Here is a 17,308-nt window from a genome sequence, read left to right as displayed (position 1 = left end):
TTTAAAAAGTCACTGCCAGCGAGTTCCGAGCGGAATGGCAGCCGGATTTCGGATGTGATACAACCGGACATCTGGCAGATTGCAGCAGGCAAGGCAATCTTGAAGCTCTTTCATCAAAAAAGCTAATTTTTAAAGTCCTGACGAAGATACGACGGGCGTTTGGATTGATCCTATCCCTATCAAATTTTGAGTAGGGTGTTTAAGGAGTCAAAAACTAACTTTACAGTTTTAAATTATTAATTAAAGACGTTGAAATTATGATGACAAAAAATGATGCGGCAAAGGTTTATGATACTGTTTTAAGTATCCCTTCCATGAATGAACCGGTGAGAATGGATTTGAAGATTTCAAGAAAAAATGTACTGCTTTTAAGCAATTTGATCCACCATGGATTATCGACTGAAAAAGACAACTCGATTCTAGCAGAGAGTATTTCTGCGGAAGATTTAAATGAACTGAAGAACATTGCCCAGGAGTGTCTGGTGAAAGCCAATCTTGTGGAACTGAACTTAAAGCTTCTGTCACTGTCTGAGGATGTAAAAGAATAGGATAGCTATCAGGAAATTGAAAGGTGCGTACTGAAACTACTAGTCAGTATGCATCTTTTTTTAATTTTTCAGTAAATTGAACTGGCATGTTTTAGACATATTTTCGCACGTTTTTGAAACCTGTTTTTCGAGTTATTGGATATAGCTTTGTAAAAGATTTCACGTTGTTTCGGTCTTGTAACGGAATATTAATTTAGGTATGAAAATATGAAAGTCCAGTTTAATTTTAGGAGTGCGGTTATCGAAATTATCTCTATGTTATATGTCCTGCTTTTTGTCTATGCGGCAACGAGCAAATTATTGGATTTTCAGCATTTCAAAATTGAGCTTGGGCAGTCCCCACTACTGAGTGCATTTGCAGAATGGGTGGCGGTTCTGGTTCCTGCTGCTGAATATATTACATGCCTGCTTCTCATTATTCCAAGATTTAGGCTGAGGGGATTATTCTTATCTTATGGGTTAATGGTAATGTTTACAGTCTACATTTTTATTATTCTGCATTATACCTCATTTGTGCCTTGTTCCTGCGGAGGAGTGCTGGAGAAGCTGGACTGGCAATCACACATGATTTTTAATCTTGTCTTTGTATGCCTCGCAATACTGGCAATACTTCTTCACAAAGACAAAAATTTAGTAAATATTCAATCACTGAAAAGAAGGAGGTTAGTAAAGCTGTTTTCTGTTATTACCATAAGCAGTATTAGTATTGTGGCAGTATTATTTTTGCTTTCTGAAAATATCGTTCATTATCATAATAAATTGACCAGACGTTTTCCGCAGGCACCAATTCTTGAGGTTATATCTAAAGATTTAAAGCTGAATTCGTTTTATTTTGCAGGTGTTTATAACAAAAATGTCTACCTAGGCAATACAACATCGCCATTAGTACTGACAATTTTGAATTCAGAACTGTTGCAGACTAAGAAAACGATGATTGATCTGGATCATAAAGAACTTCCTTTTAGAGGAGTTTCAATTATGGTTGAGCCGCCATATTTTTTTGTGGCTGACGGAACAGTTCCGTGTGTTTTCAGGGGTAAGATTGAAAATTGGAAAGCCAAATTGATCCATCAGAAAGGAGAATATTTCACAACGGCGAGAGCCATAGATTCCAACGCAATTGCAGTGGTGGCCGCAAACAGAATCAATGGAGATAATGTGCTTGGCGTTATCCAGCTCCACAAGAATGGAAATACTATTCTAAACCCCGCAATATTGCAAAAACAGGCAGACGGTGTTTTTGATACCGATGGCATTTTAGTGTATAATAAAGAACTGGAAAGAATCATTTACCTGTATGCCTATCGCAATCAATTTACGATTGCTGACAACCATTTGAATATCGTCTGGAAAGGAAATACAATTGATACGATCACAAAAGCAAAACTGCATATTGAAAATGACAAAAGCCATAACCAGAGGCAGTTTTCGAAACCGCCATTATTTGTCAATAATAATTGCGCTTCATATAACAATTTACTATTTGTTCATTCGGCAATACCCGGCCGCTTTGAAGACGATAGAATGTGGAAAAATTCAAGTATCATAGATGTTTATGATCTCAAGAAAAAAAGTTATGCATTGAGTTTCACTATCAGCAATCTTAGAGGAAAAAAAATGCGTTATATGAAGGTCATAAATGATAAAATGTACGTGCTGATCGGGTCGCATATTATCCTTTATAAACTGCAGCCAAAAATCACATCACATTACGCAGATCAAAATGCAAAAAAATCTATTGGCCAAATAGCAGGGGACTGATCGAAAACCTGTAAAAAAGAGTAGATCATTAACCATATAAATTATATTATTATGAAATCTAATGTTTTAAAAACCATTTTACCGCTAGCAGTTGTTGCGGTTGGTTTGACTAGTGCGGCAAGCACTTCGTCTCTAAGCTCAAAATCCGTGGCTCAGCAGGGCTACCAGCACATTGCAAATCCAGACAGCTGTAACGCTGTTCAGCAGTGTGATGAAGGAGGAAACTTTAATTGTAAAATTGGAGCATCCAGCGGTTCTGGCGCCCAGCTTTATGATTCAAATTGTGTAACTCCTCTGAAGAGAAGCACTAATAATTAAATTTTAAAAGAATGCCGGCCTGTATTTTTGGGGTGCCGGCATTTCTATACATTGATTTTATCTTTTGAAATCAGCGTTCATCCAGTCTTGATGTTTGCCATTTTTCAGGTAACGGTTAAACCATTGCAAGATTCGAACATTGAGATCTTCTGCGTTTTCTTCTGTTCCCATTTCATGGCCTTCATTCGGATATACCAGAAGAGTGTGCTCCTTTTCAAGACGGCGCATCGCCAGATAAAATTCCATGCTCTGGAGAGAATGGATATGCCTGTCATTTTCGCCTACCCATCCCAATAGAGGAGTTTCTACATTCGGAGCCAAAAGTACGGGAGAATTTTTCAGATAGCTATGCATATCTTCAAATAGCGATTTTCCAATGCGCAACTGATTCTCTTCTGCACGATAAAAATCAGGCTGTCGTCTGGATCCGCTCACATAGAGATAGCTGCTAACTAGATCCGTCCAAGCAGACCCGGCAACTGCGGTCGCAAAGCGGCTGGTCTGCGTTATGATCAGATCGGTCTCATAGCCTCCGAACGAATGCCCAATCAATCCGACCCGGCTGGAATCCACATCGCCTTTTTTAATGACTTCATCAACTGCACTAAGCACGCTTTTGGTAACCGATTCCGCCAAATTGCCGTAATCATAAACCATGTCGGGATACAGAACAAAATAGCCGTTATTGATCACATTTGTGACGTTAAATCCGTCTTCAGTCAGCAGGGAAGGATTTACATACTCATTCATATAGGAAAATTGGCGCTCATAGATATGAACCACCATTGGATATTTTAATCCGGCTTTAAAATCTGGAGGATAGCACAAAAATCCTTTTGCCTTTACGCCGTTTACCTGAAATTCAATAGGCTCGTTTCTGCCCCAATAAAAGTTTTTCTGGTGGGGATTGCTCTGGATAATCTCAGTTGATTTATGGTTAAATACCATAAGTCTTGGCGATAATTCAAAGCTTTGATCCGTGTAGAGGTAAATATCCTTGTTGTCCGCTTTTTTGATCTCATCAATTTTCTTATTTTCCCACACCAAATCCTTCATTCCATTTTTTAGGTTCCAGTAGCTAAGTCCGCTCTGACCAGTTTCACGGTTTGAAGTCTGGAGAAGAAAGCCTTTGTTGAGATCTAGAAAATGTTTCTTGGATTCTGTCAGGCTAAAATACGGGTCAGAATTAAAAACTTTAATCCGATAGGATTTTTGCATTTCCCTTCCCTTAGTCAGTCGTTTTTTTACAGTTCCATCAAGTGATATGCTCCACAAATCATACTTGTCGTAAAGTATAATTTCATTATTTTTTGTCCATCCTCCAATTCCGTAGGAGGGAGCTTCAATTGGCATATTATAATCCTCGTGAAAAAATGACTCCGACAGGCCTTCCGTTATAATTGTGTGCGAATCTTTTGAAACATTATAGACCCAGCATTGCTTGGATTTTGTATAAAACAGGAAGTTGCCATCAGGTGAACCCAGTGGAAGAAAATCTCCAGTTCGATGGGCTATCACAAGTTTTCTTTTGCCAGTATCTAAATCCTGCACATATAAATCAAATGGCTGTGATTGATTGGTATTAGGCTCATAGGCAGCAGGGTCATATATGAAAGCGTGCTTGTAGTCAGCGCTTAAAAATCCGAGCGGATATTCCCTGTCTGTTATTTGCTGCACTTTATTCCCCTCTACAGACCAGATTGCCATTTTGCTGTTTAACCTGTAGTCGCCTTTGTATTTTCTGAAATCAAACAAGAGCCTGTCTTTGGAGTTCCAAATCTGTACTGCAGCGGGATCAATTGCATCGGATGCGGTCGGTTTTTCCTTTAGCCAAAAAAATACGCTTTTGCCGTCAGTTGAGAGGATCATTTTCTGGTATTTCGGATTGGAGACCTTCATGCCATTTGGATATCCAGCTGTGGTCTTTGGATCCATAGTACTGAGTCTGTTTTTGGATATATTGAAACTATGTAGTCTGGAATCTGAAATTTTATCTTCATTAAAAGCAATCGTATTGTTTTTCCATACCAGACCAAGAAGCGGCACTTCATAATCTTCTATAACTTTTGTGACTTCAATTGTATTTTTAAACTGTATTATTTCAACTCCGTATGCATTATCTTTTTCAAAACAATATGCAATGCCGTTTTTTTCCGGATCGAAAATATAATTGTTTATATCTGGAATTTCACGGATGATCATCCCTTGACCATTTCTAATTTCCAATTTGAACTTTTTCCCGCTCTGCAGGGTAAAAATTGCCAGAAACTTATGATCTGCTGAAAAATTAAAATCGGTATTGCAGGGTGCAGAAAAGGTCTTTCCAGATTTAAGATTCTGCACAATAAGGGAATCTTTTACAATGCAGGCAAAATCCGATTCCCCGTTGAATTTTCCATCTTTGGCACCAGGGAAACTATATTTTTTACGCGAACTGTTATGCTGGACAAAAAGCGTATCGGCATTTGAATTCCTATTATAGTAATTTAAAGCGTAGCTGGACCAGTTACCATTACCGGATAACTGCCCGGGACTTAGGGTGCTCCACAAATCATAATCCTTTACGGTCATGATTTTTTTCTGTTTAGCCTGTCCCCATAACTGGGGACAGGTTACTAAAACAAAAACAAAAATGACTGCTCTAAAAAAATGGCCAGTCGGTACCTTAATAGCCTTCATTTTGAGGAGATAGATTTGGGTTCAACGTTAATTCGCTTTGCGGTAAAGGCAATAATCTATTGGTAGTCTTCCATTGCGGCTTCAAAGGCGAAATTTCTTGATCTAGTCTTCCCAGCCTTTTAAGATCAAAAAAACGGTGTCCGAATTCAGTAAAAAATTCTAGACGGCGTTCTGTTAGCACAGCATCAATAATTTCAGCGGGCTCAATTGCAGCCGTATCACCCAGACCTGCCAGATTTCTGGTTTTATTCAGATCCTCTTTTGCGCCTATCAAATCACCGGCACGGGCACGTGCTTCAGCCCTGATCAGATTCAGTTCCGCCATTCTGAAAACAATCGGATATTCCAATGAGGTGGCAGTATTAGATTTTTCCTGGTATTTGTATGGATGGTACCAAGTTAATGTTCCGTTGCTTACGGCTTTCAGCCATTTGGTTTTTCGTAGATCGCCGCTGCTGAAGGCATTAACTAGATTCTCTGTAAGAGCCATTGATGGAGGTGGGCCCTGAATAAAAATAAAAACATTGCCCTGATATGTGTTAGCGCCTTCGACATTGGATATCAGCTGCCATATCGTAGCTTTGCTTTCTTTCTTAAACTCCAAATCCAAAGATGTTGGCCACACATACAAATCCGACTGATTGAGTACTGTTGAGGCCATATTTGAAGCTTCTTCCCATTTTTCTGAATACAGATAGACCCTTGCCAGCAGCGTCTGGGCTGTCGCTTTATTGGGACGAACCCTATAGCTTCCATTATATTCTTTCTGCAATAGAGTAATTGACTGCTCTAAATCCTTCTCAATTAGTTCATATACTGCCATTTCGGTCATCCTAGCAGCATTGCTGTTAATTTTATAGTCAGTTGATGTGATATACGGAACAGGGCCATATAGATTCAGGAGGTAAAAGTGAAGCAATGCCCGCACAAACAGGGCTTCCCCTTTTAGCTGCTGTTTAAAATCGGCGGGCAAAGCTTTAGACCTTTCAAGCCCTTCAATTACTGCATTGGCCGAGTAGATTTGAGTATAGCTGCTGTTCCATGTTACAGCAATCTGAGGGTCTGTGGCCACAAGGCTGTTGTTGTAATAATTTGCAAGTCCTGTTCCTGACGCTCCGTAGAATTGAAGCTCGTCAGCATAAAGGCCGAGCTGGCTGGATATGCCTGATGTATAGCCAGTCAGTATGCCGCTTTCCCTTATTTTAGAATAGACGTCGAGCATGGCGGCATTAGCGGTTGACTTTTCTTCAAATACGGTTCCGGAGGTCAGCTGGGATGAAGGAAGATCTACGTCTGTAAAATTTGAACATCCGTAAAGGAGCCATAGCATAACAAAATGCATACGATAAATGTATATTTTAATATTATCGTTTCTCATGATAAAGAGGAATTAAAAAGTTAGTTGTATTGTGGTTGTGAATACTCTTAAAGGAGGCAGATATCCCGTATATTTAAATTCAGGATCAATTCCTTTGTATTTAGTTATGGTGAAGACATTCTGCCCCTGAAGTCCGATTTTACAATTGAATTTTTTAGTGAGGCTTTGCGGCAGCTGGTAGGTAAGTGAAATATTCTTTAAGCGGATGTATGAGGCATCGCTTATGGCAGCGTCACTTGAAGAAAACTGGTAATAGGCAAATGTACGGCTTGCATCATTATCGCTAAATGCCTGATAAGGGCCAGTATCGCCTGGATTTTGCCAGCGGGACAGGACGGCTGATGGCTGATTTGCCATTGTACCGGGCATAGGGGAATACGAATTTGGATTGTAATTTTCCTGTTTGGCAAACTGAAACAGAAAATTGAGCTCTATATTTTTATATCTAAGCTGGTTCTGCAGGCCTCCGTAATATTTAGGGCTAAGGTCCTTAATGGTCTTTTGGTCATCTCCAAAATTTACAGATCCGTCTCCATCCACGTCCAAAAATTGGTACGTTCCTGTTGCAGGATCAAGTCCGGTGTAGTGGAATACTTTTGTGATATTTAACGAATGTCCAATTACATACTGGTTTTTAAACGTTGACTCGTCCAATCCTGGAAAAGAAATAAGTCTGTTTTTGTTGCTCGTTATATTAAAGCTGGTGATCCAGCTAAATTCGCCGTTTTTAATGTTTATGGTTCTTAATGTAAGCTCCAGACCTCTATTCTGCACTACTGCATCAAGATTGGCCTGCATCGTGGAGAATCCTGTTGTTCCCGGCAACGGAATTCCGACAAGCTGGTTGGAGGAACGGTTCTGGAACCAGGCAACGGTTAAAAATATCCGATCATTAAAAAAGCCTGTTTCAAGCGCAACTTCTAATTTTTTGTTTGTTTCCCATCCAAAATCAGGATTAAAAAGCCTGCTGGGCTGCAGTCCTGAAACACCCTGATATTTGGCAGCAGCCACGCTGTAGGTGTCCAAGTACTGATAATCTCCAATCTGATCGTTTCCCGTAGTTCCGTAACTGGCGCGAAGTTTGCCGAAACTTAGAACAGGCAGAAAGTCCTTAATGAGATTTTCTTGGCTGAACACCCATGCGGCACCGACGGCACCGAAGTTTGCAAATTGATTGCCGGGACCAAAACGGCTCGAGCCATCACGGCGGCCAGTCACGTTAAGAAGATACCTGCTTTCCCAGTTAAAATTCAGCCTTGCATAAAAAGCCTCATACTTATACAGATTTTCATCACTGCTTAAAACTAGATTTCGGGATGCTGATGCAGGATTTTCCATCAGGCTGTTATTAGCAAATCCAATTGCATAATTTACCTGTCTGTTACCTTTCTGCTGCTGGAAAGTGGTTCCCGCCAATGCGTCAAGAGACAGCTTGCCGAATTTATGGTTCCAGTTTAGCTGCGGCTCGATAATCCATGAATTCCTTCCCAAGCTGTTTGTAAAGACAATCGAGCTTTCGCTGCCTGCTCCGTATGCGGGATTTAAAGCGGTGGAAGGGCGCAGATTCAATTGCTTCTGGGTAAGGAAGGTATATCCGAAACTTCCCTTTGCTGTAAATCCGGCTCCAAGATCGTAGGTCACAAGTGCATTTGCCACCAAATCGTTAGTCTGGCCTTTAATTTTCCCCTCAAGCGCAGCCACAGGATTGTCAAAGGTGTTGTCCTCCCAATTTAAGTTGCCCGATCCGTCATACAGTTCAGGGGCGTTGGGAGCAAGTAGTAGCGCTGTGGAGGTGATGTCTATGGCCGGCAGGCTGTTTAACTGCGAGGTATAGATTGCCGAAAAGCTGATTTTGAATCTGCTGTCCTGAGATTCATGGTTCAGACTCAAATGCCCTCCCGCTTTCACATAATCAAAGCTTCCCAGAAATACGGTAGTTTCCCTGCTGTAGTTTCCGCTTAGAAGAAAATTGGTGCGCTCGTTACCGCCCGTAAGAGAGGACTGCAGATTGCTGTATGTCGCAACCCCTCCGATGAGTTCCTTCTGCCAGTCTGTATTTCGGTTCTGATCCCATGTGCCGTTGACATCATAGGCATAATCTGGATATTCGGTATAGCCGTCGTTGGCGAATGCTTCCCTTCTCATGGCTAAATAATCGGGCGTCTTGAGAACGTCCATGAAATGGGCCACCTGGCCGAAGCCATACGAATATGTTGTGGAGAAAGATGTTTTGCCCTGTTTGCCTTTTTTTGTTGAAATCAGGACCACTCCGTTTGCGCCCCGAGACCCGTATATTGCTGTGGCATCGGCATCTTTAAGGACTTCAATTGCTATTATATCGCCTGGGTTGATGCTGTTCAGAGGGCTGTTTTCGGCCGGCATATTGCCGGATGTCATATTGCTTCCGATACTCTGGGAAGAATAGGGGACTCCGTCAATAATATACAGCGGGCTGTTTCCGTTGAAACGCAAACTGTTCTGCCCGCGGATCTGAATTTCGAATCCGCTTCCTGGCAGACCTGTATTTTGGGTTATTTCAACTCCCGCCATTCTTCCCTGCATTGCAGCGAGCACATTAGTGACGGGCTGGGTCTCAATATCTTTGGAAGTTATACGGGCAATGCTTCCGGTTCGTTCACTTTCCTTAACAGAGTAGTACCCAGCATTTATTTTAACTTCTCGAAGAGTTGTAGTATCGTACTGTAGTGTAATGTCGATTTTCGAACGGCCGGAAACCGGAACTTTTAAGGTTTTAAATCCGATGAATGATACAATAAGAGTATCGGAAGGCGTAACATTTATTAAGTACTGTCCCGTGTAATCTGTTACAGCTGTAGCGGATGCGCGACCTTTTACGACGATAGTGACTCCAGGCAGTGGAGCGGTGCCATCGGTAATAGTACCATGTAACTGATGCTGTTGGAAAATTGAAGAAAAATAATGGGAAGAATTTCCGGCAAACGACGATGAAAAAGAGAGTAAAACTGCCGAAAAAAATAGGCAATAAAGCACCTTTCCATCCTTGTAAAATGAAAAATAATTCATAATATTGGGATTGGTTAGTTAAATAGGAATTTGATTAGCTAAGGTCCTCTGCTCTAGTTTGGTCGCTGCAGTAGAGGGCCATTTTTTATGACTTAAGCATACAGTTTAATAATCATAATAAAAGTTCTTTTTACATTAATAAACGAGTTTAAAATTTAACTTCTCTTATAATGCGAAATCATTTTGATTTAAAGTACTGCTAAGAATTTAAGCTATGAATAGTCTAATAAAAAAGGCGTGGAACTCAGCTTATTGACTTGAGGTACTGGAAATACCGAGGAACAATAAGTGAGCCCACGCCAAAGGCGTGAGCATCTTACTTATCATCTCGTTCCATCTAAATTTCCAGTTTTCAAGTCGAGATTCTAAGCGAATGCTTCAAATATTTTATGTGAAGAATCGCAAATATATAAATTCAGAAACAAATATAATAAAAAAAAATAACAACTACACATATATGTGTAGGATTAATATTTTTTTATCCATGAAATTTAGCATGTGGAAGAAAAAGAATTACATAAAGTACAAATTAAGCTTGGAGCTACTATAAGGAAAATTAGAGAGGGAAAAGATGAATTTTCTCAATCGAAATTAGCATTCGAAATTGGTATGTCAGTAAATCAGGTAGCCAGAATTGAAAGAGGTGAAACAAATCCCACGGTAAAAACTCTAACTTTAATTGCAAAAGCCTTAAAAGTTAGTATAAAAGATTTCTTTTAAGAATATAAAGATGCTATGGCATCTTTTTTTTTTTATACTCAATAAATATTAAAAAGCAGGTATATATACGGTAGCCTTTTTATTTGCAAAAGAATTATGTTGCAGCTACTACTTAAGCAAATATGGAAAACCGTAAACTAATACGAAAATGTTTTTTTATGTTTGATATTGAAACTTAGATATGGTATAAAGACATCCAAAGTAATACTTATTTAAGCATTTTACCGCTTAAATAATTAAGTTGCCTGCAAGCTTAAACATACGCACTCAAGAGAAAATACCAAAAAATAATGAGATTAATTATAGCAAGAATCCAAAATTACAGAAGTATCCTAGACACAGGAGTTTCTATTCGCTAGGCTCGGGAGGCAAATCCGAAAATAGTTAATAATTTATTATGAAACCCAATATGGTACAAGAACTTTATGTGTAATCTTACACCAAGCAAATGAATGAAATTGCAGAAAAATATATAAAAAGTCTTCCAAAAATCAGGAACTTCACCTGCACGCTTTTTAAAAATCGAGATTCTTACAAGCAACATGGCACCGGTGTTTTTGTAAAAATTGGAACGAAATATTTCCTGTTCTCTGCAGCTCATGTTTTTGATGATTTTGAAAAATTATTCATACCAATCGAAGAAGGTAAAACATTGATAAAACCTGGCGGAAGAATTATTAAAAGTAACCCAAAAAAAGATCGAAAGTCTGATGAATTAGATGTAGCAATTTTAATTTTGGACAATCAATCTGTAAAAGATTTAAGTATAGATTATTCCTTTCTTGATAGTTCAAATCTGGAGATTAATCATTCTTCAGTTGATTTTATGAGTTATATAGTTTTTGGATATCCAAGCAACTGGTCAAAAAAATCACATTCAAGAAATTCTTTTCACTCAATTCCGTTTATTGGTATCACAAAATGTGTGAATACTAACGAGTATAAGAAATTAAAAAGAAATGATTATTTAAATCTAATTGTAGAATATGACCGACAAAATACTCCCAATTTGAAATCTAAATCAATTAGCTATGGACCTGATTTATTTGGAATTAGCGGATGTGGTCTTTGGTATATAAATTATTTTGATTTAGAAAGCGAGCCAAAATTAATTGGAATTATGAACGAGTGGTCAATATCAAATAGAAACAGATTAATCGCAACAAGGATAGATGCATACACAGAAATACTTCGCAAACAAGGAATAATTGATTTTCAAGAGACAGCACTATTCGGTTTTAAATAAAACTATAGATAACTGATAGCAAAAATGTTACTATATTTAAATACTTACAAAAAATCAGAATCCTTCACTCCAGCCCCGATTGTAGCAGAAATCCTTTTCTGCCGGTCCCGAGGCTTCGGGAGGCAAAAAGATTGGAGCGCAAAGCGGGAGAGGCTGCCGGTAATCAAAAAAAAAAATGATGGGTTTTAAGACCCACCATTCCACCTTTTACAGCCAGTAAGATACTGTATGTAATTCTTATTTTTTTGATTCCTCAATAGATACTTTTCTAAACTCTTTTAAAAGTTTCTCAATTTCTAAGGAAGATTTACGAGCTCTAGCTCCAGCAGCTTTTACTCCTTTTTCTGATAAAGATTGAGATTCCGTTTTAAATGTTTCGATTTCTGCGTTGATTTTTGCAATAAGATCATTCATGATAACTTGTATTTTTTTAATTACGCGGGCAAATATATATTTTTAAAATTTAAAATTACTTCAGTTTTATACGTTACGGACTTTCTGTTTTAAGCTGTTCAATGAAATAAGCTGTCGGCATTCCCGTTTTGGCTTTAAATAAATGAGCAAAGAGCTGTTTGCTGCCGAAACCAGCTTCTGTTGCCAATGCTAAATTATTATATTTTCTTGCTTTTTTGTCATTGTGCAGCAGATCTATAATGTGTTCAATTTTTAGATCATTTATATAATCTTTGAATGCTTTTCCGCTGTAATGACGAATGATTCTTGATATATAAGTTTGATTTGAATTAAACATTACGGCCAATTTAGAGATCGTTAAATCCTTCTGGAGAAATTTTTTATCGTGTTCAAATTTTTCCAGCTGTTTAATTATATAGGAAACCGTCTCAGGATTTATATCTGTCAGATTATCACCCGTTGATCTGAATTTATCTTTACTAACCTTCCCAGAATTCAATTGCAGCATTAACTGATCAAAGTTTTTTTTGTAAAGTCTCCTGTTTCTAAAGTGGTTAAAGGTCAAAAACAATGACAATAGCAGCAATGCAACTGCCAAACCAGTAAATGCGTACACTTGTTTTTTTTCTTTTACGAACTGTTCCTGGATTTGTTCTTTCTCAAATATCAGCTCGTTTGTATCATATTCCTTGTGCAGTTTGCTTACCAAATATTTATAGGTTTCATTAAGGTAGTTATCTGCCAGAAGCAATTGATCGATACAATACAATTGTGAATCTAAGTTATTTTTTGTTTTATAGTATTTGATTAATAATTCATATGCCTCACGCAGATCAGGCCTGATATAGCCGTGACTTTTAAATATTTGATCTACTTTTAAAAAATAAGAAACCGCATTTTCATACTTTTTTAATTTCCAGTAACTTTTACCAATGTAAAAACAGCTTATAGATTCACTGGCAAAATCTTCATTATTTTTGATTTCGCCTGATACTGATTTAAGATTTTTTATCGCATCATTGTAATCTTCTTTAAAAAATTGATTGACTGCTTCCGAATGGATGAAATATGGGATCATGTCCTTATTTCCCAATCGTTCGCTTTCGGATAGTCCTAAGAGATTAGTCTGGGTGCATTTACCATAATTTCCAATTTTATTGTATGAAAGTCCCAGAGCATGAAGTGAATTTAAATATGGCCTTGATCCCCCATTCTTAAAATGGTCTGCGCACTGGGTCAATAAGGCAATAGCTTCATCATAATAACCTAAATAGGATTTAATTACAGCAATGTTATATTTAACCTTAAATATTAAATATTGATCTGAAGTTTTGGATATGTATTTATTTGCTTCTATGTAATTGTCTAAGGCCTCATGAAGTTCTTTTCTACTATAGTAAACAATCCCTTTAGAAAGATACGCCGAACCCAGTAAAGAATTCATACCGGATTTTTCGGCTGCTAATATCATACTGTCAGCATAAATCAGCCTTTGTTTTTCTGGTGACTCATGGAGGATATTTTGATATCCATTGACAATTTCTTTGTAGTTCTGTTCTTTTTCTGCCTTATATAGATAAGTATACATATAAACCGCAGCTTTGCTGCTATCTCCTTTGAAGCTGTATATTTTATCATCCAGATATTCAAAGTTTTTGTTCCTTAAAGAATCAGGTATCCGGAAATTATTTCTTTGGGATAAAATTAACTGAGTAGTAATAAGAAGAAAAAGATAGCGATACTGAGTCATATTTTATGATTTTGAGTAAAATCTTTTATAAAAGGAGAATCAAACGCTATTCTAGTCTCATTAACGTCTCCATAATATAAAAGTAACATAAAACTTATATAAAACCCTGAAAAGTAAGGGATTAATTTTAGAAACAGGGTGTGGATTTACCGAAAATCCACACCTTATTTACCGAAAACCCACACTACTGAGCTTGTTTGACATTTTTGGCGAGAGTAGATTTGTTTCGAATTCAATAGCAAAATATCGGGCATCGTGCCGGATAGAGGTTCTGCTAATCCGGATGAAATGAACTGAGAAGAAATTCTATTCACTTCAAACAAACAAATCATGAAAAATTTATTATTAACCAGTTTTGTATTTTTACTATTTACTGCCTGCTCAACTGACCCAGAAGCAGCAATTGACAAAAATCTAATTTCTAACTATGAAGATCTTGAAACCACTGGTGCTTCCGCATTGGGTTCCAAAAATCCTTTTGACAGCACGGGTAAAGAATATTATAACATTTTACAGAACTTTTTAAAGGATAATAACGCCCCTAATTCTGCAGCAGAAATCAATAGCCAGATTTCATTTATATTGAGGTTTTTAAAAGGAAATTCCACTGCTAAAGCGGCTAATTTGGGATACTCAGATCAGGAAATTCTAGACATCTTAAACGATCCTGATACCAAACTTATTGAAATTATTCAAAATAGTTTTATAAGTTCATCGAGTAAAATAATGCTGACCACGTTTGTTCAAAATCTAATAGTCCAGCAAGATGCAGCATACGCTGTGGTGAGAGACTACATAATTGATTTTGATGCAGATATTATGGCAAATGCGGATTTAGCTGCGGATGAAAAGGAAACAATACTTACAGTATCCACTATTTCAAGTTATGCGCTGTTTGCCGAGGCCGAACGCAAGGATCGTGACTGGGAAAAATCAGTCAGCACAAAACCGGCCAGACCATTATTTAAAAATAACCAGGCGGCAATAGTTACCGTAATCGCTTTACTGCCTGCACTAATCAAAAATTGAAATAACTGCAATTGAGAAATGAAACGTCGAAATATATTTTATACTATACTAATCATACTAAATATTGTATGCCTTTATTTTATAATCGACCTTTTTAATTATGATGAAATAGTAGAATACCTTTTAAACGGTGAGAAAAGAATAACTCATCCCCGAAAGCTGACCTATCTCCTTTATATAACAATCTTATCAAATCTATATTTTATGGCCTTCACAATTATGGAAAGAGCTTTTGGCGAAAAGGATTAATCAAATTAACTCACTTTTAATTTTCAGTTTAAATGTAGAAATTATGATCAGAGATTTGATCAATACCAACCTGGATGATCTGCCTATTAGGGGATTAGCTGTTCATATTATTAAAAATTATGTATTAAAGTCCCCTATAGGTGAATCATTTCGGGTTTCTAACTATTCAATTTTATTAATTAAATCGGGAAAACTAACTGTACAGTTTCAACAGACTAATCAGGTTCTGACTGAAATGGATCTGCTGGTGATACCGAGCGATTCATTTTGCAGCATCGTGCAGTTTGAAGGAAAGCTTCAGTTTTACCTGATCACTTTCAGTTTTGAATTCGCAATAAAAAACAGTTTGCGCCAGGAATTAATTGAGGCCTTACACTTTATTATTACAAGAGCTTCAATTAAGATAAAATTGGATGAAAAGGAGATGTTAATACTTTCTCTAATATATAAAGTATTGTATTTTGTCACCAGAGATTCAGCAGGCAGCGGCAGTGATAATGAACTGCATCGGATAAGTTTTAACCTATTTATGTATGAACTGAGATTAATCTACGCAAAACATTCACATGATTTTGCTCTGCAGTTTACGAGAAAAGAAAGTTTAATTATTCGATTTCTCACTATTTTGTCTATTCATTACAGAAAACAGCACAACGCCCAGTTTTATGCCGGCTCCCTTTTTGTTACTACCGGCTATTTAAATCAAATGGTAAAGGAAATAACAGGTAAGACCGTTAAGAAACTAATTGTAGAGACTATCATTTCTGAAGCGGAAAAACTGCTTGAAGATCCTCAAAATACAATTTCGCAAATCGCTGAAGATTTGGAATTCTCAAGTGCAAACAGTTTTACAATTTTTTTTAAAAGGCATACCAATTTGTCCCCATCTCAGTATCGTTTAAATGCAATGGAAAAAAATAAGACACGCTAGTTTCTGCTGCATAACTGTCAATCAAAACAGAAGTATGATGATTAGAAAATATCCGTTGGAATGGCTAGATGCTTTGATATTGCGTAACCTTGTTCAAAATCGTAACATCATTAATATTACGGAGCAAGAGTTAGCAATGATATGTGATGCCATACAGAAAGAAGCTCTTAATATTGAAATTCAGATAAAAGACGAGGTATTTGCAACGACAAAGAAAAGCGAGGTCAGGCTTTTGATCCGGAAATACCATTCCTATTTTATATTCCTGATTGACAAAATTGCCGAGAACAGAAAAAATGATCGCTATAAAACAAAAAGCATTCTGCAGATTTCACAAACGATAGTAGATACCTTATCGCATTTACTTTCTTTCATTGAAACCCGATTTGATGAATACCTTAGTCTCGATCAAAGGGTACCATTGACATATCTGCAGGTTTCCAGACGCGAGCTAATGCTCAGGCTTCGAAACATAAAAAAAATAAAATGCGATATCACTGAGGATTGTAAGACGCTGGACCTTATAATAGATAGTTTTAATCAGCACTTTCAATCTCGTAATGCTCCTAAAAGCACATATAGGCTGTTAAGATACCAAAAGAACCTGCTGCACCTCATAGAGAAGTTCAATTTTGAGCGAAAGGATGGGAATTTTTTTTCGCTGTTAGATGAAAAACTGATCAATCTTAATTTCAATTCAGCTGATTATTACAGTTACATAATCAGTAGAATTTCAACCCAATTGACGGCTAAAAATCAAAAATCTGGAAAATTAGCTTTTTTACTGATTGTTTTCAAAGAATTAAATCAGATGGAATCCAGCGAAAAGATTTGTTTCGATCCATGTCAGAGTAATATAAAAATTTGCTTAACCAACTGGATAAAATATGAAACTCAATATATTGAAAAAAGTATAGAGCTGAATATTGGCCAAAAAGAGATGACAGTATCGAAAGAGGAACTGCAGCACGATCTGCTGAAAGAAAAGGTGGAATGCATATTGTCAACAGATCAGATCGGATTAATTCTCCGGGCAGGGGATGAATCGAGAATATTAAAGGCAAAATCAATGAACCAGGTTTTCAAATCAATCGTTCCATATCTATCTACTTCGCAGAAAAGGGATCTCTCGTACAAATCCATGAGAAGCAAATCCTACACTGCAGAGGAAAGGGACAAGGAAATTGCTATAAAGACCCTGGAGCGAATAATTAAACATATACAGCAATATTAAGGTATT

13 protein-coding genes are annotated in these 17,308 nt (G+C 37.3%); 8 read left to right on the top strand and 5 right to left on the bottom strand.

The window, feature by feature from the left end:
* Window positions 1–257: 257 nt before the first annotated feature.
* The 3 genes from DM397_RS08020 (at window position 258) to DM397_RS08010 (ending at window position 2,627) form a co-directional block, all read left to right on the top strand.
* On the top strand, window positions 258–548 hold the full coding sequence (locus DM397_RS08020; RefSeq protein WP_111377032.1) for a hypothetical protein: 291 nt from the start codon (window positions 258–260) through the stop codon (window positions 546–548).
* 207 nt (window positions 549–755) lie between these two features.
* Window positions 756–2,309, top strand: a complete 1,554-nt coding sequence (locus tag DM397_RS08015) for a MauE/DoxX family redox-associated membrane protein (RefSeq protein WP_111377031.1) — start codon at window positions 756–758, stop codon at window positions 2,307–2,309.
* A 51-nt stretch (window positions 2,310–2,360) separates the two neighbouring features.
* Window positions 2,361–2,627, top strand: a complete 267-nt coding sequence (locus tag DM397_RS08010; RefSeq protein ID WP_111377030.1) for a DUF6520 family protein — start codon at window positions 2,361–2,363, stop codon at window positions 2,625–2,627.
* Between the two features lie 57 nt (window positions 2,628–2,684).
* On the opposite strand, the gene DM397_RS08005 is transcribed toward DM397_RS08010, so the two are convergent.
* From DM397_RS08005 to DM397_RS07995, 3 genes are read right to left on the bottom strand one after another with little or no spacing between them, the layout of a single operon-like run.
* Complete coding sequence (locus DM397_RS08005; RefSeq protein ID WP_111377029.1) at window positions 2,685–5,306, bottom strand: S9 family peptidase; 2,622 nt, start codon at window positions 5,304–5,306, stop codon at window positions 2,685–2,687.
* Window positions 5,293–6,684: a RagB/SusD family nutrient uptake outer membrane protein gene (locus DM397_RS08000; RefSeq protein WP_111377028.1), complete on the bottom strand. Its 1,392-nt coding sequence runs from the start codon at window positions 6,682–6,684 to the stop codon at window positions 5,293–5,295. Before DM397_RS08000 ends, DM397_RS08005 begins: the two co-directional genes overlap by 14 nt.
* A gap of 12 nt (window positions 6,685–6,696) precedes the next feature.
* Window positions 6,697–9,729: a SusC/RagA family TonB-linked outer membrane protein gene (locus DM397_RS07995; protein WP_111377027.1), complete on the bottom strand. Its 3,033-nt coding sequence runs from the start codon at window positions 9,727–9,729 to the stop codon at window positions 6,697–6,699.
* A gap of 498 nt (window positions 9,730–10,227) precedes the next feature.
* On the opposite strand from DM397_RS07995, the gene DM397_RS07990 reads away from it, so the two are divergent.
* Together DM397_RS07990 and DM397_RS07985 are read left to right on the top strand one after the other, a co-directional pair.
* The gene (locus DM397_RS07990; RefSeq protein WP_111377026.1) at window positions 10,228–10,449 is read left to right on the top strand and encodes a helix-turn-helix domain-containing protein; all 222 of its coding nucleotides are present in this window, start codon (window positions 10,228–10,230) and stop codon (window positions 10,447–10,449) included.
* Between the two features lie 448 nt (window positions 10,450–10,897).
* The gene (locus DM397_RS07985; RefSeq protein WP_111377025.1) at window positions 10,898–11,695 is read left to right on the top strand and encodes a hypothetical protein; all 798 of its coding nucleotides are present in this window, start codon (window positions 10,898–10,900) and stop codon (window positions 11,693–11,695) included.
* A gap of 237 nt (window positions 11,696–11,932) precedes the next feature.
* Here the strand turns inward: DM397_RS07985 and DM397_RS07980 are convergent, their stop codons facing one another.
* Together DM397_RS07980 and DM397_RS07975 are read right to left on the bottom strand one after the other, a co-directional pair.
* The gene (locus DM397_RS07980) at window positions 11,933–12,109 is read right to left on the bottom strand and encodes a histone H1 (protein WP_111377024.1); all 177 of its coding nucleotides are present in this window, start codon (window positions 12,107–12,109) and stop codon (window positions 11,933–11,935) included.
* 73 nt (window positions 12,110–12,182) lie between these two features.
* Complete coding sequence (locus DM397_RS07975; RefSeq protein ID WP_239457817.1) at window positions 12,183–13,697, bottom strand: helix-turn-helix domain-containing protein; 1,515 nt, start codon at window positions 13,695–13,697, stop codon at window positions 12,183–12,185.
* Window positions 13,698–14,189: 492 nt separating this feature from the next.
* On the opposite strand from DM397_RS07975, the gene DM397_RS07970 reads away from it, so the two are divergent.
* The 3 genes from DM397_RS07970 to DM397_RS07960 all read left to right on the top strand — a co-directional run bounded on the left by DM397_RS07970 (window position 14,190) and on the right by DM397_RS07960 (window position 17,302).
* Window positions 14,190–14,888, top strand: coding sequence for a hypothetical protein (locus DM397_RS07970; RefSeq protein ID WP_111377022.1), 699 nt, complete (start codon window positions 14,190–14,192; stop codon window positions 14,886–14,888).
* 292 nt (window positions 14,889–15,180) lie between these two features.
* Window positions 15,181–16,068: a helix-turn-helix domain-containing protein gene (locus tag DM397_RS07965; RefSeq protein ID WP_111377021.1), complete on the top strand. Its 888-nt coding sequence runs from the start codon at window positions 15,181–15,183 to the stop codon at window positions 16,066–16,068.
* 34 nt (window positions 16,069–16,102) lie between these two features.
* Window positions 16,103–17,302, top strand: a complete 1,200-nt coding sequence (locus DM397_RS07960; RefSeq protein ID WP_142479058.1) for a hypothetical protein — start codon at window positions 16,103–16,105, stop codon at window positions 17,300–17,302.
* The last annotated feature ends 6 nt before the right edge of the window (window positions 17,303–17,308 follow it).

The organism is Flavobacterium nitrogenifigens (genome assembly GCF_003254565.1).
Classification (GTDB): Bacteria; Bacteroidota; Bacteroidia; order Flavobacteriales; family Flavobacteriaceae; genus Flavobacterium; species Flavobacterium nitrogenifigens.
Note: the sequence above shows the minus strand (reverse complement) of the source record. Positions and strands in the feature narration are given on the sequence as shown.

Excerpts from the sequence above, each read along its gene's own strand:
- DM397_RS08020 (WP_111377032.1), top strand. The coding sequence starts at position 258 with ATGATGACAAAAAATGATGCGGCAAAGGTTTATGATACTGTTTTAAGT.
- DM397_RS08015 (WP_111377031.1), top strand. The coding sequence starts at position 756 with ATGAAAGTCCAGTTTAATTTTAGGAGTGCGGTTATCGAAATTATCTCT.
- DM397_RS08010 (WP_111377030.1), top strand. The coding sequence starts at position 2,361 with ATGAAATCTAATGTTTTAAAAACCATTTTACCGCTAGCAGTTGTTGCG.
- DM397_RS08005 (WP_111377029.1), bottom strand. The coding sequence starts at position 5,306 with ATGAAGGCTATTAAGGTACCGACTGGCCATTTTTTTAGAGCAGTCATT.
- DM397_RS08000 (WP_111377028.1), bottom strand. The coding sequence starts at position 6,684 with ATGAGAAACGATAATATTAAAATATACATTTATCGTATGCATTTTGTT.
- DM397_RS07995 (WP_111377027.1), bottom strand. The coding sequence starts at position 9,729 with ATGAATTATTTTTCATTTTACAAGGATGGAAAGGTGCTTTATTGCCTA.
- DM397_RS07985 (WP_111377025.1), top strand. The coding sequence starts at position 10,898 with ATGAATGAAATTGCAGAAAAATATATAAAAAGTCTTCCAAAAATCAGG.
- DM397_RS07980 (WP_111377024.1), bottom strand. The coding sequence starts at position 12,109 with ATGAATGATCTTATTGCAAAAATCAACGCAGAAATCGAAACATTTAAA.
- DM397_RS07975 (WP_239457817.1), bottom strand. The coding sequence starts at position 13,697 with ATGTATACTTATCTATATAAGGCAGAAAAAGAACAGAACTACAAAGAA.
- DM397_RS07970 (WP_111377022.1), top strand. The coding sequence starts at position 14,190 with ATGAAAAATTTATTATTAACCAGTTTTGTATTTTTACTATTTACTGCC.
- DM397_RS07965 (WP_111377021.1), top strand. The coding sequence starts at position 15,181 with ATGATCAGAGATTTGATCAATACCAACCTGGATGATCTGCCTATTAGG.
- DM397_RS07960 (WP_142479058.1), top strand. The coding sequence starts at position 16,103 with ATGATGATTAGAAAATATCCGTTGGAATGGCTAGATGCTTTGATATTG.